The organism is Metabacillus mesotrionivorans, from assembly GCF_052171315.1.
Taxonomy (GTDB): Bacteria; Bacillota; Bacilli; order Bacillales; family Bacillaceae; genus Bacillus_P.
Genome location: NZ_JBQMFF010000002.1, coordinates 322777 through 345717, shown reverse-complemented (window position 1 = coordinate 345717; position 22941 = coordinate 322777). Strand labels below are relative to the sequence as shown.

Genomic DNA, 22941 nt, shown 5'->3' with positions numbered 1-22941 from the left:
AGGTGATTTTTAATGAATCCCGTAGAAGAAATGAGTCAATTGTTTATTGATGGGGAACTTGGCCTTTCGTGGAGCTTATTGAACAGTCTGCTTGAAACGGATACGACAAGCACTGAGGTGTATGGCTTTTTATCAGATACTATGGACAATGTACTGGAACTCTGGGAGATGAATCGCGCAACAGTAGCAGATGAATATGTTGCAGCGGCTGTCTGCAAATCGATGATTGCAACCTATTACTACCAAAAAGTCGAAAAAATACATACACACTCCAATTTATCACTGCCTGCAGCAGTTAAGCCGCGTGTTATGCTGCTTTCTATGAGAAATGAAGATCATGCGGTCGGAAGCATTATGACTTCATTCTTGTTTAGAGAATTTGGCTGGGAAGCATGCTGCATCGAATCCAATGTGACCATTGATTACATTTGCCAGTATGCCGAACGCTGGAAGCCTGATGTGATTGCTTTCACAACTAGTCTTGTTTCAAATATTCCAGCGGTTATTGAATACGTCTCGCAATTGCAGAATCTGACTTTTTCTCCAACTGTCATGCTTGGAGGAAAACAGACAAGTGATTTTGATGTCGATTATTACTGCCCTCCAAACACCGTGGTGATTCAAAACATAGTTCAGCTGAAAAGCTGGCTTCAAAATACTAATTCAAGGACTGAACGCCATGGAAATGCAATTAATCGCAAGTAAATATGACAAAATCCCATTTCCTTACTTTCTGGTGGACAGAAAGCTGAATATTGTTTCAGTATCAAGATGCACGTTTACGATTTTCGATGAAGAATTAAACTTTCTTGATGTTGTAGGGATCGGAAGCAAGAAAAAAGCGGCTAAATTTATTCTCGACACGCCGTCGATTACGAAAATAGAGCTGAATTTAAAAACAAAGTCAAATCCGATGACACTTTTTGATGTCTATATTCAATATGAAGGGAAAAATTTCATTCATATTTTCTGCATAGACAAAGAGGAAAGTGTAGATCAGATTTATCAGGCAGTCAAAACGCTTGAAGGTGATTTGCTGTATGCGAACCTGAATCTTCTTGAAAAACAGGAACAGCTCGAAAAGTCCCTTCAGCAAATGAAGGAAATAGCCATCAAGCAGGACAGTCTGGCAACGGTAGGCCAGATAGCTGCAAGCATCGCCCATGAAATCCGAAATCCGCTCACGAGCGTGAAAGGTTTTCTGCAGCTCCTTAAGCCTCATTTAATTGAGATTGGAAAAGGACACTATGCGGACGTTGCCCTGGAAGAACTGAACCGCGCAAATGAGATTATCTATGAATTTCTTAATAATTCAAAAGCGCCGATAGAATCGAAACAGCCTGTGCTATTAAGCAAACTTCTCAATGATATTGTCCTGATCTGCAAAAGCGAAGCGATACTGGCAAATTGTGAATTAACGTGCAGCATCATAGATGAGGAAGTCTATCTGCATGTTGATATTAAACAGATGAAGCAAGTACTCCTGAACATGATGCGAAATGCAATGGAAGCTATTCAGATCAGCAAGCAGAAAAAAAGCGGTAACATATCCATTACGACGAGGCTTGACAGCGGCAAAATCGTGATTCAGGTGAAAGATAACGGAATCGGAATGAACCAGGATACCCTGAATTCTCTTTTTAAACCTTTCTTTACTACAAAAGAACAAGGAACCGGCATCGGACTCTCTGTCTGCATGGAAATCGTCAAAGCCAATAACGGGAGTATTGAGGTCATCAGCGAGGAAGGGTATGGATCTGCTTTCAGCATTACCCTGCCTGTTAAATAAGAAAAAACCGGATTGCGCAGCAATCCGGTTTTTTCGCACAACAAAACAAAGTGCATGATCAGTCAAAAAAAGAAATAAAATTCTATTTTAAGCGTATACTAGTTAAAAAAAGGAGTTATGCGCATGTACTTTGCTAAAAAGGGTGCTGAAGAGCCCGTTACGATCATCGAAGATACAACTGTATACGCTTGCGAATCCGAGTCCTGCAACGGCTGGATGAGAAAAGATTTTTCAACGGAAGATCTGTCATGTCCGATGTGCGGAAGCACGATGGCAGAAGAAGTGCGTGAACTTCCTCAAATTAAAATGGATTATAATCCTTTCAGTAAATAAGTGCAGGCTGCCTATAACGGCAGCCTATTACTTTTAATTAAGGTCAGGCATGCAGTTTATCTTGCACGAAAGCAGAGCTGCAGAAAGATGGTCTGTTGACGAAAACTGCAAAAATTTGTTATAATGAAAAGACGCTATTCACTGGGTATAAAGAGTCATCACGTCAAGGGTACTTTTTATAAGCAGTGAATTTTTTTTTGTCATCACGTTTATGATTTTCTGTAAACATTGATAAGATCAGAGAGGAGAGTCATGAATGTACAGGAAAAAGCCTGAAGAAATTATTACCGAAGAAACGAAGGTGTGGATCTGCACATCAGACAGCTGTAAAGGATGGGTCAGAGACAACTTCAAAAGCAGCGAAAGCGAGATTCCGGTCTGCCCGCTTTGCAAGAGCGAAATGAAATCAAGCACGAAAGAACTTGAAGTCATTAATAACCATAAAAAATATTAAGAACTCCATAACGGAGTTTTTTTTATTTCTGCAAAAGTTGATTTTCGCCAATTTCATAGCCAGAAAGAATGATCCCATGTAAAATAATAAGAAAAAACGTAAACTGGAGTGAGTTAAAGGTGCTAGATCAGGCAAAAGAACACTTGAAGCATTATTTCGGCTATTCCGCATTCAGGCCGGGACAGGAAGAAATCATTACAAATGTCCTTAATGGAAGGCATGCAGCAGGCATTATGCCCACTGGAGGCGGAAAGTCGATCTGCTACCAGATTCCGGCTCTGATCCTGCCGGGAATTACCCTCGTCATTTCTCCGCTTATCTCCTTAATGAAAGATCAAGTTGATTCACTTGAACAAGCAGGCATTAAAGCGACCTTCCTGAACAGCACCCTATCCCATTCGGAAACATCATCAAGGCTTGCAGACTTAAAGAATGGGCTTTATACCATTCTTTATATTGCTCCTGAAAGGCTCGAATCGCCGGTTTTTATGGAGCAGCTCGCGTCGATGGACGTTTCGCTTGTCGCTGTAGACGAAGCTCATTGTATTTCTCAGTGGGGCCATGATTTCCGCCCAAGCTATTTAAAAATAACGGATTTGAAAACATCCCTTCCTTCAAATCCTGTTTTTCTTGCGCTGACTGCCACCGCCACACCTCAGGTAAGGGAAGACATCTGCAGCACTCTCGGCATATTGAGTGAGCATACTACTGTAACTGGATTTGAAAGAGAAAACCTCTCGTTTCGCGTAAGCAGAGACGGGGACAGGCTTCCCTTTTTAGAGAAGTACATTGCCGGCCGCAGTGAAGATACAGGCATTATTTATACGGCCACTCGAAAGGTTGCAGATCAGCTGTATGAACGTCTCTTAAAGAAGGGTATCAGGGCGGGGAAATATCATGGAGGAATGAGCGATGCAGATAGGAGCAGTGCCCAGGATCTATTTCTAAATGACGACGTTCAGGTCATGATTGCAACAAATGCATTCGGTATGGGCATCAATAAATCAAATGTGCGCTATGTCATCCACTTTCAAATGCCGAAAAATATGGAAAGCTACTACCAGGAAGCGGGAAGGGCAGGCCGTGACGGGCTTGAAAGTGAATGCATCCTTTTATTCTCTGCACAAGATGTTCAGGTTCAGCGCTATTTGATCGATCAGTCATCCTTTCATAAGGAAAGACAGCATTCAGAGCTCGTTAAACTGCATCAAATGCGTGATTTTTGCTATACGGAAGGCTGTCTTCAATCCTACATATTGATCTATTTCGGGGACGAAGCAGCTGAGCCATGCGGAAAGTGCAGCAACTGCAAAGATGAGCGGACAAGCGAGGATGTATCAAAAGAAGCCCAAATGGTTTTATCTTGTATGATCCGGATGGGGCAGAAATTCGGGAAAACGATGATCAGCCAGGTGCTGACTGGTTCATCCAGCAAAAAAATCAGGGATTTTAACTTTCATGAACTGTCCACCTACGGGATCCTGAAACATAAAACAGCAAAAGAAGTCAGTGAATTTATTGATTTTCTGACCTCTGAACAGTATATTTCGATAACAGGCGGACAATTTCCGGTGCTTATCATCGAAGAGAAGGGGCTGCAGGTTTTAAAAGGCCTGGAAACCGTTACTAGAAAAGAGCAAAATCGGATTGTTCAAAAGGCTCCTGATGACGAGCTTTTCCTTGTGCTCAAGGCTGTAAGGAAACAGCTGGCCGAAGAAGAAAATGTTCCTCCGTTTGTCATCTTTTCAGATAAAACGCTGAAGGATATGAGTCTTCAGAAACCGGAAACGCCAGAAGCATTCCTCTCTGTCCAGGGAGTAGGAGAAGTGAAACAACAAAAATACGGCCGCATTTTTGCAGATGCGATTTCATCCTTTTTGAAGGATTTTCCAGAAAAAGACGAGCCCGTGCGAATAAAAAAAGAGCGGAAAGAATCTTCGCATCTTGATACATTGAAGCTTTATCAGGAAGGCTTATCTGTTAAAGAAATAGCCGGAAAAAGGGATTTGTCGCCATTAACAGTTGAAAATCATCTGCTGCGCTGCGCAAAGGAAGGCCTGAACATCGACACGGACAGCTGGGTGCCGGATGAATATGCAGGCGAGATAGAAGCGGCGATTGACGAACACGGAACAGCGGTTCTGAAACCTATCAAAGAGAGCCTTCCAAACGATGTGACCTATTTTATGATTAAAGCTGTCATCGTAAAAAGAGAGAGCCTGAAAGAAGTTCAATAATCAAAAAAAGCTGACACCAGTCAGCTTTTTTTTGACCTATTTAAGAGAGAAAACTTTCTTCAAGTTCTTCAATCAGGGAACCTGCATAAGCGACTGCCTGTCTGATTGAATCAGGGCTGGTCATGTCGACGCCTGCTTCTTTAAGGAGCTCAACCGGTTTTTTGCTTCCGCCGGATTTCAGGACGTTCAACCATCTGTCGACAGCAGGCTTTCCTTCATCCTCAATGAATTGAGAGACAAGTGTTGAGGCTGTCAATCCTGCCGAATACGTATACGGATATAAGCCCATGTAATAATGCGGCTGCCTCATCCATGTAAGCGATGCCCCTTCATCAAGTGTGACAGAATCTCCCCAGAAGGAGGAAAGGACATCTCTTTTATGGTTTGAAAGCATGTTCGCTGTAATTGGCTGCCCTTTTTCAGCAGCGTCATAAACCCGGCGCTGAAATTCGCCTTCCAGAAGGTGAGTCACAAAATTATGATAATAAGTCCCGAGAAGCTGCAGGATCACCCATCTTCTCATCCGCTTATCCTGAGTCTTTTTCAGCAGGTGTCTTCCAAGCAGCATTTCATTAAGGGTTGACGGCGCCTCGACGAAATACGTGGAAGGACGTGTATTCATGATCCGCTGATGCTTATTGGCCAGGTAGAAATGACCTGCATGGCCAAGCTCATGGGCAAGCACAAAAGCGCCTCTCATCGTATCCTGCCACGTCATTAAAATATAAGGGTGAACACCATATGGACTTGAACAGAACGCACCGGTTGATTTCCCGACGTTATCAGCAAGATCGACCCATCTCTCAGACAGCGCTTTTTTCATAATCTGAGTGTACTCAGGCCCCATCACTTCAAGTGCTTCAAGAATCAAGTCGCTTGCTTCCTGATACGTTGTTTTTGGGCTGAATTCAGTGTCAAGTGGTGCCTTTAAGTCGCAAAAGCGCAGTTCATCAAGCTTCAGAACGCGCTTTTTAAGCGCAGCGAATCTCCTCATATGAGGTGCGAGTTCTGTCTGAATGATATCAAGCTGATTGTGGTACATCTCATTTGTGACATGCTGAGGTTTAAGAAGCATGTCGGTGACAGACGGATAGTTTCTGAGACGTGATAAAGCTACCTGTTTTTTTACTTCTGCCGCATAGGCGGATGCGACTGTATTTTTGTAGTTTTTAAGAGTAGAAACAAACGAGTCGTATGCCTTTCTCCTCACGTATGTATTTGATGAAAATTCATATCTGTCTTCATAAAGAGCGAATGAATTCGAAAGCAGATTGCCGTCCGCATCTTCGACAGATTCAAATGTCATATCTGCAAGCTTGGCATTCTGATAGATTTTGTACGGTGCCCCGTGTATCTCTCCGAGTGAAGCAAGAACTCTTTCTGTTTCTTCTGAAAGACGATGGGGTCTTAATTCGCCTAATTCCTGCAGTTTTCTTGAAAATGGCTGGAGCCTGTTTTCTTCTTTCATAAAAGCTCCAATTGTTTCTTCCGGAAGGCTGAGAAGTTCTGACTCAATGAAGGATGTTTTTCCCTGTACTCCTGACAGCAAGGCTGCAAACAGCGAGGAGTTTGCCTGGTTGTCAGGGCAGGTTCCATCTGCCGATTGAAGGAGGCTGATGTAGGTTCCCGCTCTGACAAGTTTTTTTGACAGATGTTCCTCTGCTTCAAGGCAGGCAAGAAGGGAGGCGGCTGAATTTCCCAGAGTGCCCTTATATGCTGCAAGTTCAGCTGCATCATGTTTGATTGCGGCGAGTTCCTTTTCCCAGTCAGCCTGAGAATCATATAAATCTTCCAGATTCCAAGTCAGTGCTTCCGGCACTTCTGTTCTGGATAATCTTTTTTCGATCACTTTTTCCATATGGGTTCCTCCAATTTCCATCAACATATTTCGTGCTACTAAATAAGTATACTGATTATTTTTAAAAATGAACAGATTATTCTGAATAAACAGAAGGAAAAAGGATGTTTCATAAAGAAATCATTAAGGGTATGTACGCAATATGACATTAATCTACAGGGAGGAATCATGATGACGATTCAAAGCACAAACGAAAACACGCTTCAACCAACAAACACAGCAGTTAAACCGGCTGTCACAGCAGCACCGGAAGTGAAAACAAAGTCGAAAGGCAGCAAGCTTGCTGCGGGTATTCTCGCTGGAGCAGTAATCGGCGGATTGGTCACATTGTTTGATAAAAATACACGGAATCAAGTGAAAAAGTCAGCTGCCGGCATTAAAGATTCCTCTTCAGAGGTTTTCACACAAGTGAAAGAAAATCCAGGCGAAGTTAAAAATCAGGTTGTGACGCAGTTTAAATCCGCAGCAGATTCACTTAAAGATGCGATTAACGAGGCGAAACGCCTGTATGACCGCTTAAACGAAGACGTTCGGGGCAATGTCAGCGACGTCATTCAAGCTTCGAACGAAACGCTGGCAACTGCCAAGGATGCCCAGCAGGATCTTGCATCCATCGGCTCCAAGGTAAAAGAAGCAGGTGCTGAACTGACAGGCGGGAATGAGTCTGATACAGAAAAAGCTCCGAAAACACCGCAAAACCAAACGTCAATCCCCGGCACAAATGCAGGGAAATTTTAAATAGACATGAGCTGCCTGATTTCAGGCAGTTCTTTTTTATGTAAATGCATTCCGTAAAGTTTGTTGCGGCAGAAGGTAAACTCCCTCAGCATCATTTCCTGAAAACTCAAACTTCTATGATAAAATATAAGAAAAAAGAGAAAGAAGGCATCAAACATGTATCTGCCATCATTTGATCTGAAAAATAAAACAGCACTGATTACCGGTGCAGGAAGGGGAATTGGCCGCGCACTTGCACTTGGGTATGCCGAGGCGGGGGCTGATGTGATTCTCCTCTCCAGAACAGAAGATGAGCTGCAGGCTGTTGCAGAAGAAATCAGGGCAAAAGGCCGAAAAGCCTATCCGCTTCCTGCAGATGTGACGAGCACGGAGAGTATCAAGAATGTATTTGCTGAGATTGAATCACAGCAGCTGAATGTTGATATTCTCATAAACAACGCCGGTATGAATATCCGTTCAAAAGCGCTTGATGTGACAGAGTCTGAGTGGGAAACGATTGTAAATACAAATATGAAATCAGCTTTTTTTATGTCGCAAAAGGCAGCAGAATGGATGAAGAAAAACGGGAAAGGCGGAAGAATTATCAATATATCATCCGTCGCAGGCAAGACAGCCCTCAGAACAGGTGTTGTGTATGCACAGACAAAAGCAGCCATGATTCAGATGACTAAGGTGCTTGCATTTGAATGGGGGCAGGATAACATCCAGGTGAACTCTATCGGGCCATGGTATTTCGAAACGCCCCTGACTGAAAAAATTCTGCAGGATAAAGCGTATGTAGCTGATATTCTTGCAGTAACACCGCTGAAGCGGATCGGTCAGCTGCCTGAACTTGTGGGACCTGCCGTGTTCCTCGGCTCCGAAGCAGCAAGCTACATAACCGGCCAGACGCTGTTCGTCGATGGCGGCATGACGATTCACGGTTTCTAATCATTTGCGGAAAATGCCGAAATTCAACTCAATTCATGAGATGTTGACTTTATTTTGGAACCTTTGTCGACTTGCAGGATTTTCCTTATCCCCGCCTCGAAAACGTAAGCAACAAAAAAATGAGAAAAGGCGGGGTTTTATATGTCTAAAAAGGTAAGTATTTCAAAGGTAGCTTCCATGCTGGGGGAATCCTCCTACATTTTGAAAATGTGGGAAGAAGAGTTTACAGCCATTCTTGAAATCGAACGGGATCATAAAAATGCCCGGGTGTACTCGCCTGAAAATATTGAAATGCTGAGAAAAATTAAACATATGAAGGATAGCCAGCTCGATCATGAGACAATCGTCCAAATGCTTGCTATGAACGGAAAAGGCGAAGCCGCTGCAGCCTCAGCTGCCGTTATGGATCCGGATGCAGAACTTTCTGCAAAGAAAAATATTAAAGTGGCGCTTGAAGAGATTTTCAGTTTGATTGAAGAAAAAGGAAAACAGGACATCAACATACTTGAACTGAAAATGGACCAGTTGGAGCTTTCATTAATTGAACAGCTCAAGAAAACGGTCAAGCAGGAGTTTGGCGAGCAGACAAAAACACAGTTTCAAACGTCAAAAGGCCAGTTTGCTGCCCTTCATCACAGATTGAATGAACAGTCCAAAGCTCAGCTGAGTGCTGCCAAAGAGCAGATGGAAGAGCTGCAGCAAAAGCTCGAAGAACAGACGGATCTGCAGTTGAATGCCGCTAAAAACCAGTTCACGGCGATCCACCATAAGCTGAATGAACAGTCGAAAGCACAAATGAAAACGGCCAAAACTCACTTCACAGCCCTCCAAAGCAAACTGAATGATCAGGCTAAATCCCAGCAGCAGACATCAAAAGGCCAGTTTGCTGCGCTGCAGACAAAGCTTGACGAGCAGAAGGAAGCTCAGTTCAATGCCGTAAAAGGCCAGTTTGCTGCGTTGAACACTAAGCTTAATGAACAGGCGAAAACACAGCTCCAGGCAGCAAAAGAACAATATGCTTCGCTTCATTCAAAAATGGATGAACAGACGAAAGTGCAGTTAGGCCAATTCTCCGGCCTTCAGAATAAAGTAAACGAACATGCAAAAACGCAGCTGACCATGTCAAAAAGCCAGTTTTCGGCCCTGAAGGAAAAACTCAGCGAAATGAAGGAAGCGCAGTTGCATGCTGCGGAAGGACATTATGCATCTCTTCATGATAAACTGGACATAATCCATGAATCTGCCAGCAGCGAACGGGAAATGTTCCAGGATGAGGTCAAGTATGAACGGGAGCTTGCCAAGCAGTACATTGAACAAAGAGAACAAAAATTTCTTGCGTTCGTACAGCAGCAAAAAGAAAAAGAGGAACGTGCAGACCGCAAGTATGGCCTTTCGATGCTGAAGCAGTTTATGGGATTTGCTAAATAACCTTAACCTGCGGAGGATAACGATGAACACGAAATTAATCAGTCATTTTATGTCACACAGAGCTGTTACACTTGAACTGCTTTCCATTATGAGAAACGATGACCCGGACTTCAAGCCTTCCGAATCGTCTATGTCAACTGCAAAACTGGCTGTTCATATGGCAACTTCCATGTACAAATTTACGGCTGTTGCCAAAGCGGGAAGCCCTGAACCGCTTATGGAAAAAGAGGATGTCAGGGAACCAGACCCGCTTAAGGCCCTTAAGCTTTACACGGAGAAAACCGTTCAGCTCCTGGAATCCCTTACTGATGATGATCTTTCACGCGAGATTGATCTGACAAATGTTTTTGGATTCAAGACTACTGGTGCATCTCTTGTAAAGATGGGAATTGAGCACGAGGTAAACCACAAAGGCAACTTGTTTGTGTATGCCCGTCTCCTCGGGCATACTGAACTTCCGCTGTATGTAAAGAAAGGATAACTAGAGCCTGCCGGCCAATTTCCAGCCGGCGGGCTCTTTTATTGCCTGCTGCCTGCAATGGATAGACATCCGCTTTCTTTTTCTGTTTTTGAGGTTTATACTTAGAGTAATAAAAGGAGGTGAATGCAGCACATGATGATGGAGTTTTCACACGAACTGACACCTTATTTGACCCTGATCAGCCTTTTCTTTACAGTAGCTGCGATCTTTGCCTGCGGCTATCTGCTGGATCAGTCCTTTAAAAAACACCCGTCTATGAAAATGGCACAAAGACATGAGCATAAAGACAGACTGATTTCACAGCGGAGGCAAAATGAAACAAATGCGGTCATTGTCTGGATCATCAGGCAGATGAGGCGGTATGATGCAGGAGATGATACTCCGTCAGGTTTCCTTCTTGAATCTTTCATAACCAATGAAACTCAAGGAGGATTTACATGGAAAAGAAATCTGCATTCATCTCTCGGAACGTATTCCTTGCACTGCTTGGATTAGGCCTGCTCATTCTTCTGAGCGGCTGCCAGCAGGCAGGCGCCGGAGGCATACAGGAAATAACGAGCGGTACCCCGGGGTTTTTTAATCACTACTTTGTCTATCCGTTTTCAGTCCTGCTGAAAACCTTTGCCGATTGGTTTCAGGGCAGCTATGGTTTTTCAATCATTCTCGTAACCTTAATGATTCGGTTTGTCCTTCTTCCATTTGCACTCAAACAGTCTAGAGACCAAATGCAAATGAAGGGGAAAATGGCAAAGGCGCAGCCTGAGCTGTCTGCCATTCAGGAAAAAATGAAAAAAGCAAAAGATGCCGAGACGAAAACAAAACTGCAGCAGGAGACGATGAAAGTGTATCAGAAACACCAGATCAATCCGCTTGCTGCACTTGGCGGATGCCTGCCGCTTCTCATTCAGCTTCCGTTTTTGACAGGATTTTATTATGCCATTCAGAGAACGCCTGAAATCGCCCAGCATTCCTTTTTATGGTTCAACCTCGGCAGTCCGAATCTTGTCCTGACACTTTTGGCAGCGGGCATCTATTTTCTTCAGGCAAGAGTATCGCTCGTCGGGCTTGAAGAAGCGCAGAAAAAACAAATGGCCATGTTCAGCTATCTGTCGCCTGTCATGATCGGCATGTTCTCGCTGACAGCACCGGCAGCTCTTCCGCTGTACTGGACCATCGGAGGGATGTTTGTCATTCTGCAGACTCTCCTGACAAAAAAATTGTTTCATGCGGACAGCACCAGAAACAGTAAAGCAGAAGCACCCGTTTAAACCTAAATCGACTATTCCTTTATGATAAAGACCGGAGACTTTGATCTCCGGTCTTTTTTCATCTTTTCAAAAAAGGATTTGGCCATGAAAAGAAGAATGTATGTAGAAGACGATGAAAAAAGGGGTTATAGCAGATGAAGTCCGGCGTATTTGAAAAAACCATCACGAAAAAAATAGAGGCAAAGCTTTCTTATTTACTGAAGCTTCCTGAAGGATATGAAGAAGGGACCGGAGAAGTGCCGCTTGTTCTGTTTCTTCACGGGGCAGGCGAACGGGGCACAAATCCTGAAGACGTCAGAAAAATAGGGCTCCCGGAGGTTGCAGACCGAGAAGATTTTCCCTTCATCCTGCTCGCTCCTCAATGCCCGGTATCCACGGCAAGAAGGTCGAACTGGATCATGGAGCTCGACGGTGCTGCCGCTTTGCTGGAAGAGGTTGTGGAAACCTACAGAGTCGATAAGAACCGGATATATTTGACTGGCATGAGCATGGGGGCATATGGAGCTTTTGAACTCGCAGGAAGAATGCCGGAAACATTCGCAGCCCTTGCTGCTGTATGCGGAGGCGGCTGTCCGGAAAAAGCAGGCTTGCTGAAAGAGATTCCTGTCTGGATTTTTCACGGAGAAGACGATGATGTCATTCCAATCAAGGAAAGCCTGGATATGGTCAATGCCTTACAGCAGGCAGGCGGCAATGTAGCATTCACATCTTATCCGGGAGTCAAGCATGATTCATGGGTCCAGGCATACAATGATCCTGAACTGTACAACTGGATGCTGAGCAAGAGCAAGGCTTAAATAAAATAGAAAAGGAGACGCTGGTAAACCAGTCGTCTCCTTGCGTATTGAGGCGAAGAACCACATGCCACATTCATGTGTGCGGGAATCCGCATGTTCTCCGGCTTACACAATTCAGCTCATCGCTCTAGTAATATACCATGCATAATGAAAAGAAACAAGTATGATTTTTAAAAACACATCAGTGCAGGGGAGGCAGGGCTTCATGAATTTGAAAAAGTTCACTAAGGATTTTAAGGAATTTCCGCTGAGCGACGGCTGGAAGCTTGTGATGCACAAGGATTTCGAGCTGTTCAAAAGCAGGGAAAATTATGCAATTATCGATGCCGAAGCTGATGTCCTCTTAAAGTTTTACCTTGAGAGCCCGGAGGTCATGTGCTTTAAAAAAACGGTCTGGAACCTCGACTGCAAGCTGAATTGTGCATCAAAAGTGCTGACTGTATTTAATGAGCCTGATCTATTTGATGAGTGAAGAGAGGTTCCATTAAAAAAAACAGGTTGACATCAGCAGTCATGAGATGTTTAAATTATCTATAAATTAATGGAGCGTAACGTTGATGGGAAACACAGTAATCACATTGTCCCTGTTTTAGAGAGCTGACGCAAGGTGAAAGTCAGTACACACAATGCGGATGAATTTCGGTCCCTGAGTTTTTATTTCGACCTGACGGAAGGAATGAACGGGTTGTCCCGATATCGACTTAAGAGCCGGAGAGTATTGTATTCTCAACTAGGGTGGTACCGCGATGAACAGTCGCCCCTACATTCAGGGGGCGGCTTTTTTGCGTTTTCATTAATATAAGACACAATCATGAGAGGTGCATAATGAGAGAACATCAGCAGTGGTCTTCAAAACTGGGATTTATTTTAGCTGCAGCAGGATCGGCAATTGGACTTGGGGCAATATGGAAATTCCCGTATATAGCCGGAGTCAGCGGCGGGGGAGCCTTCTTTTTTATATTCCTTCTCTTCACAATGTTGCTTGGTTTGCCTTTGCTCCTGGCAGAATTTGCGGTTGGAAGAAGCACTCAGAAAGATGCGATCCAATCTTATAAAGCAATCGCGCCGGGAACAAAATGGTTTTCCGTCGGGTATTTAGGTATGATCACTTGTTTTGTTTTGCTGTCATTTTACAGTGTTATTGGAGGATGGATTATACTCTACCTCGTAAAAACACTGACAGGAGATTTAAGCGGGCTCAGTAAGGAGCAGTATGGGCAGCTGTTCGGGGAAACGATCACTGACCCTGTGCTAAGCGTTGGTGCACACTTTGTCTTCATGGCAATTACCATTGCGGTTGTAGCAAAAGGGGTTCAAAAAGGGATTGAGCGAACCAGTAAATTTATGATGCCGGTCTTATTTTTATTGTTTATCGTGCTGATTTTCCGTTCGCTTACGCTCGACGGGGCAATGGAAGGCGTCCGCTTTTTGTTTCAGCCTGACTTTTCAAAATTAACGTCGGAAACCATTCTGGCAGCACTGGGACAATCCTTTTTCACCCTGAGTGTCGGTGTTTCCGTTATGGTAACGTACAGCTCTTATTTATCTAAAGAGTCGAATCTTCCGCAATCTGCGGTTTCAATTGTCGGGATGAACATTTTTATTGTGGTTCTTGCGGGACTTGCGATCTTTCCGGCCGTGTTTTCATTTGGTCTGAAGCCTGATGCCGGTCCGGTGCTGCTCTTTAACGTATTGCCGACAGTATTTAATCAAATGGCATTTGGTATGGTATTCTTTGCGGCATTTTTGGTCCTTTTCCTGTTTGCATCCTTGACTTCGGCATTCTCCATGCTTGAAATTATTGTATCTGTGTTATCAAAGGGAGACGCGGAAAAACGGACAAAATGGTCGTGGGCAATCGGACTTCTAATCTTTGCAGTGGGTATACCATCTGCCTTATCGTTCGGGGTCTGGAGTGACGTAAGCATTTTCGGCAAAACCATTTTTGACGCAGCAGATTATTTGGTAAGTAATATCCTGATGCCTGTCGGGGCCTTGCTTATTTCTATTTTTGTACCGCTGAAAATGAAAAAATCAGCTCTTTATGAAGAGCTTTCTAAAGGATCTTCTTTATCCAAAGGATTGTTCAACGTGTGGTTCCTGCTCATGAGGTACGTGGCGCCAATTGCCATTTTCCTGGTTTTGCTTGACGTACTGGGTGTTTGGAAGCTGTTATAAGGAATGGGAAGGAAGGACTCCGCATGCTGCGGGGTCCTTTTTGCGTATACTCAAGGGAAATTTAAGGAATATTAACCCATGACTAAATTGAAATTGAGGGACTGCGCATGTCAAAAATGGTTGCTCCTGAAAAAATACCCCAAACTCTGCATGCCGGCAAATTGCTGATTTGTGAGATGCTGGGTAACAGTTCAGATTTAAAATTTAAAGAAATGAAAAATAACGGATTTACTTTTTTAATCGTATATATCAGCACCATTGTAGAAAGCAAACAGCTGGAGGAGCTGATTCTTCCATCACTTGCTTCATTTGATGCAGAAAAAGCTAGTGAGGCTGAAGACATCACAGCCTACCTATTAGATCATGTCATTGCTTTAAAGGACACTAGAAAAGTTACGGATATGAATGAGGCAGTGAATGAACTGCTTTTTGGCAATACGGTCATTCTAATAGAAGGTCAAACGTGCAGCATGGCAGCCGGAACAGACAAGTTTCCTGAGAGGAGTATTTCAAATCCGAAAGCTCAGCGGACTCTGAAGGGGCCCGACATCGGATTTAACGAAGATATCTCTTCAAATACGGCATTAATCAGAAAGGTGATTAGAAATCCTGCACTCAGAATAGAGTCACCGGAAATCAATTCAACAACTAAAATCTGCATCATTTATATAGAAGGAAAAGCCGACAAGGAAATCATCAAAGAGCTGAAAGAGGAGCTTTCCTCTATAAAAATGGACGTGATTCTTGATTCAAATTATCTTGAAGAGACGCTGCAAAAAACTTCAAACTCCATTTTCCCGCTGACTCTTTCAACGGACAGACCTGATGTTGTCTGCAGTGAAATTATGGAAGGGAGAATCGCTCTCATCGTTGACGGGACACCGTTTGTGGTCACTTTGCCGACTGTATTTGTGCAGCTGTTTCAGTCACCGGATGATTATTATTTTTTGACAAAAAAGATTATGGCAAAGAGACTTTCACGTATGTTCATCTACTGCTTTTCCATTCTTCTCCCAGCCCTTTATATTGCTTTTACGATTTATCATCCCGGTCTGATCCCGACAAATCTGCTTGTTGGAATTGTCACGCAGAGGGAACTTGTGCCTGCTCCAACAGTTGTTGAGACGATCGTTTTTTATTTTCTGATCCTGATTATTACCGAAAGTTCGCTCAGGCTTCCTCAATCCGTTGTTTTTACGGTCACTGTTTTTGCAGCCATTGTACTCGGACAATCGGCAGTGGAAGCTTACCTTGTTCAGCCTTTTACGCTTGTTATATTAAGTGCCTCTTACATCTTTTCAAGCATCATTCCGGTCTATTCTCTTGCGACCGTTTCTCAAAAGCTGACTGTTGTATTTATGTTTCTGGCATCCGTATTAGGATTTTTCGGCATTATTGCAGGGATTTTGTATTATCTGCTTCAGTTATCTTCATCAAGATCATTCGGGGTGCCATATCTTGCTCCGTTTGCTCCTTTTAAGCTTGAAGATCAGAAAGATGCTGCAATGAGGGTGCCCATTTATGAACAGATGAATAATAAGAAAATCTTTACAAAAGAAGAAAAAGACCAGCTGAAAAATGAGTAAGGAGGATATGATGAAAAAAAAAGCATGGGCAATCATCTTTTTTGCTATTCTTACTCTTGGCTCCAGTGTGCTTATTTCGAAGAATGTAGAGGATACCCTGATTAAATCGATTTCCATCGTCAGTGCCATTGGAATTGACTCCAGTGATGAAGGGTATGAGATAACTCTTCAAATGATTAATACAGCAGCAAAACCTGATTCAGCGGGAGAAGTACCAGGTTCAATTATCTACCAGCAATCAGGCAGAACCATTTCTCAGGCTATCAAAAATATTTTAAACCGTAATCCCAAGAAAATTTTTCTCGACAGTGCAGAACTGATTGTCATTGGAGAACAGACAGCTAGAGAAAGAGGAATTCATGAGATTATCGCTCTGTTTCTAACAGAATCAGAGATCTCAACCAGTATAAAAATCATGGTCTCAAAAGATTATCCAGCAAGCAAAATCTTAAAAACCATTACACCGGCAGAAAAGGTTTCCTCTAAAAGAATCAATGACATTGTTCACAGCAATGAATTAAATCTTGGATCTGTTGCAAGCATATATCCTGTTAAAGTGATGAACGAGCTCCTTAGAAACATTAAAGAAATAACGATTCCATATGTAACTCTCAGCAGCGACAAAGAGATAGGTTCCTCACAGGATAACATATCTTCTCCAGAGCCAGAGGTTCTCCTGATCATAAACGGCATGGCTTATTTCAAGAAGGACAAGCTTGCAGGTTATTTAACCAGAGATGAGAGCAAAATCTATCTGGGCTTAATAAACAGCACAAAAAAGACAACAGTTGAAACAACATGCGGATCTGATGATCAAGGATTATTCACCATTCACATTAAAAAGTCAAAAACCAGCGTAAAGCCTGTCTACAAAGCAGGCATGCTATCTTTTCAAATCAAACGAAAGGTCAAAGGGGAACTGTTTGAAAGTACATGCCGTAAGGATGATCTTTATCATTTAGAATCCCAGACTGAAGCATACTTAAAAAATGAGACGGCAAATCTTATTGCCAAAAGTCAGGAAGAAAACAATGACTTTCTTGGATTTCTAAAAGAAGTCTACTTAAGAAACCCATATAAATTTAGTGATATCAGTAAAAGATGGAAAGAATTATATCCTGAAGTCCCCGTAGAAGTAGAAGTGGATTTAAAGATTGAAGATATTGGAGATGTGAACCGAATACCTTAACCCTTTCAGGCAAAGGATGATGAATGATGAATCAGCAGATCACACCTTATCAGGTTTTTTCCTTAATGGTGCTATTTCTTTTAGGGAGCACAGTTGTAGTAGGACTCAGCTTAGATGCTGAGGAAGAGGCCTGGCTTGTCAATGCTGTAGCTACGACGGCAGGTTTAGGAATTTATTTTTTCTATAACTGGATTCTCCGCATTGATCCTGGAAGAAAAACCTTTTCAGAGCTTTTAAAGACAAGCTTCGGCAAGTGGATAGGGACCTGCTTCATGGGTCTTTACGCGGTTTACTTTCTTTATATCGGGATGAGAGTAGTGAAGGATTTCGAATTTTTCATCAGCATGGTGCTATTTTACAACATTGAATCTTGGGTTATTGGTCTTGTCTTTGTTCTTCTGGCAGGTTATGCCTGTATTCTGGGATTAGAGGCGATTGCAAGAGTATCGGAATTACTCTTTTTCGGAAGTGTCATGATGATTGTGCTTACCACTTTAATAACCATTTTGACCCCAATGTTCGAATGGACAAACGTTCTTCCTCTTATTAAGCCTGATTGGAAGACTGTAATAGGATCTGTATTTCCTGCAAAAATAACGTTTCCGTTCGGAGAACTGATTGCATTCCTCATGATTTTTCCCGCAGTGAATGATCAGTCCTACTTGCTTAAAAGAGGTTGGCTGGCTGTCGTATTCAGCGGGCTTATAATTATTGCCATTACAGAATCAATCATTGGAATGCTCGGAGCAAAAATTGCGGTATATTTTTCCTTTCCGCTCATCAAATCAATTGAAACCATTGATTTGATGGATTTTTTTCAGCATATTGAGATCCTGTCTGTCATTGTTTTTTTCTTTGTCGGGTTTATAAAAGTAGTGCTATTCGTTTATGCATCCGTAAAAAGTTTGTCCGAGATAATGCCCCGGGTAAATAACAATCACCTTGTGTACGCGGTGATTTCTGCTGGTTTCGCATCCACCTTTTTTATGGATTCAAGTATAGTCGAGCATACGAAAACAGGCCTTGAATTTGTCCCTAGGTATATCCACCTTCCATTTCAATTCGGAATTCCGCTGGTGCTGCTTGTAATCCTGCTTCTTAAGATGATGCTGAAGAAAAAGAAGACAGCTTAGCAGGAGAAATAGTTGCAAAATCCTCCTTGTAAGAGTAGACTTTGAAACAAAGTACATAACATAACGGGAGCTTGTGGAATCAGGCTGAGAGTGCGGCTAACTGCTGCAGACCGGATGAACCTGTTGGATAATGCCAGCGCAGGGAAATTATAGGGATACCTGTAAGCACTTTGCCGCGGCAAAGTGCTTATTTATATTGGAGGGGAAACAATGATGTCCATTCAGGCAGAATTAATTTTGGAAAAAGTGAGAGAACAAAATCCGCTTGTGCACAACATAACAAATACAGTTGTCACAAATTTTACGGCGAACGGGCTTTTGGCTCTTGGGGCTTCTCCCGTCATGGCCTATGCCAAAGAAGAAGTGGCGGATATGGCTAAAATAGCGGGTGCAGTCGTACTGAACATCGGTACTTTGGATGAGAGAATAGTAGAGTCGATGCTGATTGCAGGGGCATCTGCCAATAAGCATGGCGTTCCGGTTATTTTAGATCCGGTTGGAGCAGGGGCAACACCATACAGGACAGAAACGGCCAAAATGCTTGCCGAAACGCTGGACATTGCAGTGATCCGGGGCAATGCTGCAGAGGTAGCAAGTCTTGCCGGTGAAAACTGGGAGATAAAAGGGGTCGACTCAGGTGCAGTAGGAGCTGGAGATGCTTCATCACTTTCCGTTAAAGCTGCAAAGCAGCTGAACACCGTTGTTGTGATTACCGGAACAACGGACTTTATTTCGGACGGGGAACGGCTTTTCAGCTGCAAAAACGGACACAAGCTTCAAACAAAAGTGACTGGAACAGGATGTTTGTTAAGCTCAGTTGTCGGAGCGTTTTGTGCAGTTGAAAAAGAGTATGTTTTTGCCGCTGCTGCCGCTGCCGCTTTCTATGGATGTGCTGCAGAAGCAGCAGTGGAAAGGCTGAACAGACATGAACCTGGCAGCTTTCAAATCGAGTTTTTAAATAAGCTTTATAATCTTGAGCCAAAAGCTTTGAGAGAACGCATGAAGCTTGAGGAGGTGCTTGCATGAGTGTTGCAAGAGCATTAACTATAGCAGGTTCTGACAGCGGCGGAGGCGCAGGAATACAGGCTGATTTAAAAACATTTCAGGAGCTATGTGCATTTGGCATGTCGGCTATAACAGCAGTGACAGCTCAAAATACCCTTGGCGTGCACGGCGTGTACCCGCTTTCGGCAGAAGCGGTCATTAGGCAAATAGAAGCGATAGGTACAGATCTTGGAACAGATGCACTGAAAACAGGCATGCTTTTCAGCAGTGAAATCATTGAAGCTGTTTCTGCCCAGATTAAACGATTCGGCTGGGAAAAGGTTGTCGTTGATCCTGTTATGATTGCAAAAGGAGGTGCGTCACTCCTGCAGCAGGAAGCGATTGACTCTTTGATCACACATCTGCTGCCTCTCGCACTTGTTGTCACTCCGAACATTCCGGAGGCTGAGGTTCTCTCAGGAGTGAAAATTAATACGCTAAAAGACCGGAAACGTGCGGCAGAAAAGCTGCATGCATTTGGAGCAGAATATGTGGTGATTAAAGGCGGGCACGCAGAGGAGACTGAGCAATTAATCGACATGCTCTATGACGGCAACGAATTTTTCTATTTTGAGAACGAACGGATTCAAACTGTAAACACACATGGGACAGGGTGCACGTTTGCCGCTGCGATTACTGCCGAGCTTGCTAAGGGGAGCAGTGTTCCGGCTGCAGTTCAGCTTGCAGCCGATTTTATTCATGCCGCGATAAAAAAAGATCTTAAGCTTGGTAACGGACACGGTCCAACGAATCATTGGGCATATCAGGAAAAAAGGACGGGACGATATGGAAAGCAGCATACTTAGGCAGAAACTGAACCTGTATTTTATCATGGGAAGCACCAATTGCCTGAAAGAACCTGAAGACGTGCTGCTCCAGGCTATAAAAGGCGGAATCACGATGTTTCAATACCGTGAAAAAGGAAAAAATGCACGCGCAGGAATGGATAAACGCGAACTTGCGCGAAGTCTCCAAAAGATTTGCGCTTTGCATGCCGTTCCCTTTATTGTCAATGACGATATTGACCTTGCAGTCGAACTTGATGCTGACGGGGTGCATATTGGACAGGATGACGCTGATGCGGGAGAGGTGCGAAAAAGAATCGGGAGCAGGATTCTCGGCGTTTCTGCCCATACGATGGCAGAGGTAAAAAAGGCAATGAAAGATGGTGCGGATTACATTGGGGCAGGGCCCATATATCCAACTGCAACGAAGGAAGATGCTGAACCTGTAAAAGGGACCCTTTTGATTGAAGAAATAAGAAAGGCGGGGATTACCATTCCTATTGTCGGCATCGGCGGAATAACATCAGCCAATGCCCGTGCTGTTAAAGATGCAGGAGGGGACGGAGTTTCCGTTATTTCAGCTATCAGCCTGTCCGAAGATCCATGCAGAGCAGCGGAGGAATTACTGAAATCTGTTCATTAAAAAACATCGGGCACATTCAATTTGATGTGCCCGATGTTTTGCTTATTTGGACTTTTTAACGAGTTGGACAGCATCCTTGGAAAGATAGAATCTGTCTTTCGTTTGAACCGTTACACTGTCGAGCTCAATTTCTTTGCCGTTCACAATGGCAAGATCTTTATTCACTGGAAATTCAGCTGTAGTCTTACCTTTTTTCACTACTAGTACAGGATTGTTTTTATCCTCAGCATTTACAGATACTTTTGCACCCATTGCTTCAAATGCCGTTTTTGCGTCAACAAACAGTTTTTTGTCGAGCTCTTTTAAATCAAAGCCCATGGCTGAAGCTGTAATATGGGCAATGTCAGTGTTCTCAACAAAGCCAATCGGTTTACCTGGTCCATACGAATACATGAATAAGTCTTCTCCAGTATGCCCGCCTGAAGTAAAGCCAATGTTTGCACGTTCAGCAAGGAGCTCAACGAGCGTTTTTGCAAGATTTTTGCTGTCATTAATCGCTTGTGTTTCTTCAGCAGTCGGGTTCTTAATTCCGTAAAGTGCTGCCACTTCCAATTTGTTTGACTGATCAGGCTTTAACTGCTTCATTGCTCCTTCAAGTGTCAATTCTGCTTCTTTCAAAGGATTTATATACTCAGACACCGGGATGGAAGGGTAGTCTGCACTGGTATTCTGGTTTCCGATTGAAATACCGCTGTTGCCGTGATCAGAAAGAGCGATAACCATAGTATTTTTATCTTTTTTTGCAAAATCCAGCGCTTCTTTAACTGCAGCATCAAATGCAAGCGTATCGCTGATCATGCCGATCGGATCATTTGCATGGGCAGCCCAGTCCGGTTTGCTTCCTTCTACCATCAGGAAGAAACCGTCTTTATCTTTAGAAAGCGTGGAGATTCCCTTTTTCGTCATTTCTGCAAGAGTGGGCTCATTCGGATTTGTAGTCTCACGGTCCATATCATAGGCTAGAGCAGCTGGTGCGAACGCCCCCCAAAGCTTGCTTGATCTCGAATTTAAAAGCTCCTCGCGGGATTCAATGATGTCATAGCCTCTGTCTTCTGCAACTTCAACCAGATTTTCTCCATCCTTCCGGCTGTTTTTGGCCGTTCCTGTTGTCAGAGAATCTTTTCCTCCTCCTAAAACAACATCAATATCCTGATAGATTTGCTGTTCGGCAATATTGTCATACTCTCCACGGTGGGAAGCATGAGATGAAAAAGCAGCAGGTGTGGCGTGCTGAATTTCAGAAGTAGAGATAATTCCTGTTGCTTTTCCGCTTAACTTAGCACCTTCAAGCACATTTGCAACAGGCTTGTGGGGCTGATCGGCAAGGGAACTGTCAAGTCCCGGTGATGAAACTGTTTCAGGCAGAACACCGACAAACTTATCATTTGATTTATTTCCGGTTGCCATAGCAGTGCCTGCAGGAGCAGAATCTGTAATCGCTGATTCTGCCGAATATGTACGCACCCCTCCGGTTAATATTTCATCCATAGCAAGAGGACCGCCTTTATACCATCTTGATAGAGTAGTAGTCGATGAACTCACGCCATCCATGACAAGAACAATCACATTTTGCGCTTGCGGTTTAGCTTTCTTTGCTTCTGCTTTTTCATTGGCTGCCGTGAATCCCAGGGATCCCGCTGCGAGCGTGCCGGCAAGAGTGATGCCGAGGATTTTTTTGTTTAAAGTCATCATTTAGCCTCCCGAATATTTGATCTAACTAAAGAATATCGGTAATACGTTAAGCACGTATGAATGGTTTGTAAAAGGAAAATAAATACATGATTACCGGAATGTAAAGGTGATGCATAAGGAGGGGGAGGAATCTCACAGGTTTAATAATAATAATATTATTATGTTAACTAAAAACGCGCTTGTGAATCCGCTATATAGCATCAGGCATGAGGGGCTATATGACCCTAATAAAACGTATAAGCCATATTATAAGCAGGAAAATAGCTCCATTTTAAAGAAGCGGCGAATCCTGCAATCTGGGCAGGATGAACTGAATCATTAAAACTCCATTGACATTGATAATCATTTTCAATTAATATTCACATGTAATCAGATAGT

22 protein-coding genes and 1 other annotated feature are annotated in these 22941 nt (G+C 43.3%); of the genes, 20 read left to right on the top strand and 2 right to left on the bottom strand.

The genetic code is table 11. The annotated features are described in order from the left end of the window. The first annotated feature begins 12 nt into the window (after positions 1-12). The 5 genes from ACTSEZ_RS06575 to recQ all read left to right on the top strand — a co-directional run bounded on the left by ACTSEZ_RS06575 (position 13) and on the right by recQ (position 4813). Positions 13-705 (top strand): cobalamin B12-binding domain-containing protein, encoded by a 693-nt coding sequence (locus tag ACTSEZ_RS06575; RefSeq protein WP_029565807.1) that lies wholly within the window; start codon positions 13-15, stop codon positions 703-705. Continuing rightward, the gene (locus tag ACTSEZ_RS06570) at positions 680-1789 is read left to right on the top strand and encodes an ATP-binding protein (RefSeq protein ID WP_369733370.1); all 1110 of its coding nucleotides are present in this window, start codon (positions 680-682) and stop codon (positions 1787-1789) included. The genes ACTSEZ_RS06575 and ACTSEZ_RS06570 overlap by 26 nt, the downstream gene beginning before the upstream one ends. Positions 1790-1912: 123 nt before the next feature. Continuing rightward, the gene (locus ACTSEZ_RS06565; RefSeq protein WP_029280847.1) at positions 1913-2122 is read left to right on the top strand and encodes a cold-inducible protein YdjO-related protein; all 210 of its coding nucleotides are present in this window, start codon (positions 1913-1915) and stop codon (positions 2120-2122) included. A gap of 256 nt (positions 2123-2378) precedes the next feature. Continuing rightward, positions 2379-2576 carry a cold-inducible protein YdjO-related protein gene (locus ACTSEZ_RS06560; RefSeq protein ID WP_029280848.1) on the top strand — a complete coding sequence of 66 codons (198 nt, stop codon included), beginning with the start codon at positions 2379-2381 and terminating at the stop codon, positions 2574-2576. Positions 2577-2695: 119 nt separating this feature from the next. Then, positions 2696-4813, top strand: coding sequence for a DNA helicase RecQ (recQ, locus tag ACTSEZ_RS06555; RefSeq protein WP_369733369.1), 2118 nt, complete (start codon positions 2696-2698; stop codon positions 4811-4813). Positions 4814-4853: 40 nt separating this feature from the next. Here recQ and pepF read toward each other — a convergent pair whose 3' ends face one another. Next, a complete protein-coding gene (gene pepF / locus ACTSEZ_RS06550; RefSeq protein ID WP_369733368.1) occupies positions 4854-6671 on the bottom strand; it encodes an oligoendopeptidase F in 1818 nt (605 codons plus the stop codon). Positions 6672-6842: 171 nt separating this feature from the next. On the opposite strand from pepF, the gene ACTSEZ_RS06545 reads away from it, so the two are divergent. The 15 genes from ACTSEZ_RS06545 (at position 6843) to thiE (ending at position 20871) form a co-directional block, all read left to right on the top strand. Continuing rightward, the gene (locus ACTSEZ_RS06545) at positions 6843-7409 is read left to right on the top strand and encodes a YtxH domain-containing protein (protein ID WP_369733367.1); all 567 of its coding nucleotides are present in this window, start codon (positions 6843-6845) and stop codon (positions 7407-7409) included. A 156-nt stretch (positions 7410-7565) separates the two neighbouring features. Further along, a complete protein-coding gene (locus ACTSEZ_RS06540; protein WP_369733366.1) occupies positions 7566-8339 on the top strand; it encodes an SDR family NAD(P)-dependent oxidoreductase in 774 nt (257 codons plus the stop codon). Positions 8340-8480: 141 nt separating this feature from the next. Further along, complete coding sequence (locus ACTSEZ_RS06535; RefSeq protein WP_369733365.1) at positions 8481-9767, top strand: helix-turn-helix domain-containing protein; 1287 nt, start codon at positions 8481-8483, stop codon at positions 9765-9767. Between the two features lie 22 nt (positions 9768-9789). Then, complete coding sequence (locus ACTSEZ_RS06530) at positions 9790-10248, top strand: DinB family protein (protein WP_369733364.1); 459 nt, start codon at positions 9790-9792, stop codon at positions 10246-10248. Positions 10249-10380: 132 nt separating this feature from the next. Further along, complete coding sequence (locus tag ACTSEZ_RS06525; RefSeq protein WP_369733363.1) at positions 10381-10743, top strand: hypothetical protein; 363 nt, start codon at positions 10381-10383, stop codon at positions 10741-10743. Then, the gene (yidC, locus tag ACTSEZ_RS06520; protein ID WP_029565798.1) at positions 10686-11516 is read left to right on the top strand and encodes a membrane protein insertase YidC; all 831 of its coding nucleotides are present in this window, start codon (positions 10686-10688) and stop codon (positions 11514-11516) included. The genes ACTSEZ_RS06525 and yidC overlap by 58 nt, the downstream gene beginning before the upstream one ends. A 134-nt stretch (positions 11517-11650) precedes the next feature. Then, positions 11651-12313, top strand: a complete 663-nt coding sequence (locus ACTSEZ_RS06515; protein WP_029565797.1) for a carboxylesterase family protein — start codon at positions 11651-11653, stop codon at positions 12311-12313. Between the two features lie 205 nt (positions 12314-12518). Beyond that, complete coding sequence (locus tag ACTSEZ_RS06510; protein WP_029565796.1) at positions 12519-12785, top strand: hypothetical protein; 267 nt, start codon at positions 12519-12521, stop codon at positions 12783-12785. Positions 12786-12858: 73 nt separating this feature from the next. Beyond that, positions 12859-13078 (top strand) — a binding site (T-box leader). Between the two features lie 60 nt (positions 13079-13138). Beyond that, positions 13139-14491, top strand: a complete 1353-nt coding sequence (locus ACTSEZ_RS06505) for a sodium-dependent transporter (protein ID WP_369733362.1) — start codon at positions 13139-13141, stop codon at positions 14489-14491. 107 nt (positions 14492-14598) lie between these two features. After that, positions 14599-16077, top strand: a complete 1479-nt coding sequence (locus ACTSEZ_RS06500) for a spore germination protein (protein WP_369733361.1) — start codon at positions 14599-14601, stop codon at positions 16075-16077. A gap of 10 nt (positions 16078-16087) precedes the next feature. Then, positions 16088-17266, top strand: a complete 1179-nt coding sequence (locus tag ACTSEZ_RS06495) for a Ger(x)C family spore germination protein (RefSeq protein ID WP_369733360.1) — start codon at positions 16088-16090, stop codon at positions 17264-17266. A gap of 26 nt (positions 17267-17292) precedes the next feature. After that, complete coding sequence (locus ACTSEZ_RS06490) at positions 17293-18399, top strand: GerAB/ArcD/ProY family transporter (RefSeq protein ID WP_369733359.1); 1107 nt, start codon at positions 17293-17295, stop codon at positions 18397-18399. A 210-nt stretch (positions 18400-18609) separates the two neighbouring features. Beyond that, complete coding sequence (gene thiM / locus ACTSEZ_RS06485; RefSeq protein WP_369733358.1) at positions 18610-19425, top strand: hydroxyethylthiazole kinase; 816 nt, start codon at positions 18610-18612, stop codon at positions 19423-19425. Beyond that, a complete protein-coding gene (gene thiD, locus ACTSEZ_RS06480; protein WP_369733357.1) occupies positions 19422-20249 on the top strand; it encodes a bifunctional hydroxymethylpyrimidine kinase/phosphomethylpyrimidine kinase in 828 nt (275 codons plus the stop codon). The genes thiM and thiD overlap by 4 nt, the downstream gene beginning before the upstream one ends. Beyond that, positions 20230-20871, top strand: coding sequence for a thiamine phosphate synthase (gene thiE, locus ACTSEZ_RS06475; RefSeq protein ID WP_029565789.1), 642 nt, complete (start codon positions 20230-20232; stop codon positions 20869-20871). The genes thiD and thiE overlap by 20 nt, the downstream gene beginning before the upstream one ends. Before the next feature lie 42 nt (positions 20872-20913). Here thiE and ACTSEZ_RS06470 read toward each other — a convergent pair whose 3' ends face one another. Further along, positions 20914-22563 carry an alkaline phosphatase gene (locus ACTSEZ_RS06470; RefSeq protein WP_029565788.1) on the bottom strand — a complete coding sequence of 550 codons (1650 nt, stop codon included), beginning with the start codon at positions 22561-22563 and terminating at the stop codon, positions 20914-20916. Positions 22564-22941: the final 378 nt, after the last annotated feature.

Excerpts from the sequence above, each read along its gene's own strand:
- ACTSEZ_RS06570 (WP_369733370.1), top strand. The coding sequence starts at position 680 with ATGGAAATGCAATTAATCGCAAGTAAATATGACAAAATCCCATTTCCT.
- ACTSEZ_RS06525 (WP_369733363.1), top strand. The coding sequence starts at position 10,381 with ATGATGATGGAGTTTTCACACGAACTGACACCTTATTTGACCCTGATC.
- ACTSEZ_RS06535 (WP_369733365.1), top strand. The coding sequence starts at position 8,481 with ATGTCTAAAAAGGTAAGTATTTCAAAGGTAGCTTCCATGCTGGGGGAA.
- yidC (WP_029565798.1), top strand. The coding sequence starts at position 10,686 with ATGGAAAAGAAATCTGCATTCATCTCTCGGAACGTATTCCTTGCACTG.
- ACTSEZ_RS06560 (WP_029280848.1), top strand. The coding sequence starts at position 2,379 with ATGTACAGGAAAAAGCCTGAAGAAATTATTACCGAAGAAACGAAGGTG.
- thiD (WP_369733357.1), top strand. The coding sequence starts at position 19,422 with ATGAGTGTTGCAAGAGCATTAACTATAGCAGGTTCTGACAGCGGCGGA.
- ACTSEZ_RS06505 (WP_369733362.1), top strand. The coding sequence starts at position 13,139 with ATGAGAGAACATCAGCAGTGGTCTTCAAAACTGGGATTTATTTTAGCT.
- ACTSEZ_RS06495 (WP_369733360.1), top strand. The coding sequence starts at position 16,088 with ATGAAAAAAAAAGCATGGGCAATCATCTTTTTTGCTATTCTTACTCTT.
- thiE (WP_029565789.1), top strand. The coding sequence starts at position 20,230 with ATGGAAAGCAGCATACTTAGGCAGAAACTGAACCTGTATTTTATCATG.
- ACTSEZ_RS06575 (WP_029565807.1), top strand. The coding sequence starts at position 13 with ATGAATCCCGTAGAAGAAATGAGTCAATTGTTTATTGATGGGGAACTT.
- ACTSEZ_RS06565 (WP_029280847.1), top strand. The coding sequence starts at position 1,913 with ATGTACTTTGCTAAAAAGGGTGCTGAAGAGCCCGTTACGATCATCGAA.
- ACTSEZ_RS06530 (WP_369733364.1), top strand. The coding sequence starts at position 9,790 with ATGAACACGAAATTAATCAGTCATTTTATGTCACACAGAGCTGTTACA.
- thiM (WP_369733358.1), top strand. The coding sequence starts at position 18,610 with ATGATGTCCATTCAGGCAGAATTAATTTTGGAAAAAGTGAGAGAACAA.
- ACTSEZ_RS06545 (WP_369733367.1), top strand. The coding sequence starts at position 6,843 with ATGACGATTCAAAGCACAAACGAAAACACGCTTCAACCAACAAACACA.
- ACTSEZ_RS06510 (WP_029565796.1), top strand. The coding sequence starts at position 12,519 with ATGAATTTGAAAAAGTTCACTAAGGATTTTAAGGAATTTCCGCTGAGC.
- ACTSEZ_RS06500 (WP_369733361.1), top strand. The coding sequence starts at position 14,599 with ATGTCAAAAATGGTTGCTCCTGAAAAAATACCCCAAACTCTGCATGCC.
- ACTSEZ_RS06490 (WP_369733359.1), top strand. The coding sequence starts at position 17,293 with ATGAATCAGCAGATCACACCTTATCAGGTTTTTTCCTTAATGGTGCTA.
- ACTSEZ_RS06540 (WP_369733366.1), top strand. The coding sequence starts at position 7,566 with ATGTATCTGCCATCATTTGATCTGAAAAATAAAACAGCACTGATTACC.
- pepF (WP_369733368.1), bottom strand. The coding sequence starts at position 6,671 with ATGGAAAAAGTGATCGAAAAAAGATTATCCAGAACAGAAGTGCCGGAA.
- ACTSEZ_RS06470 (WP_029565788.1), bottom strand. The coding sequence starts at position 22,563 with ATGATGACTTTAAACAAAAAAATCCTCGGCATCACTCTTGCCGGCACG.
- ACTSEZ_RS06515 (WP_029565797.1), top strand. The coding sequence starts at position 11,651 with ATGAAGTCCGGCGTATTTGAAAAAACCATCACGAAAAAAATAGAGGCA.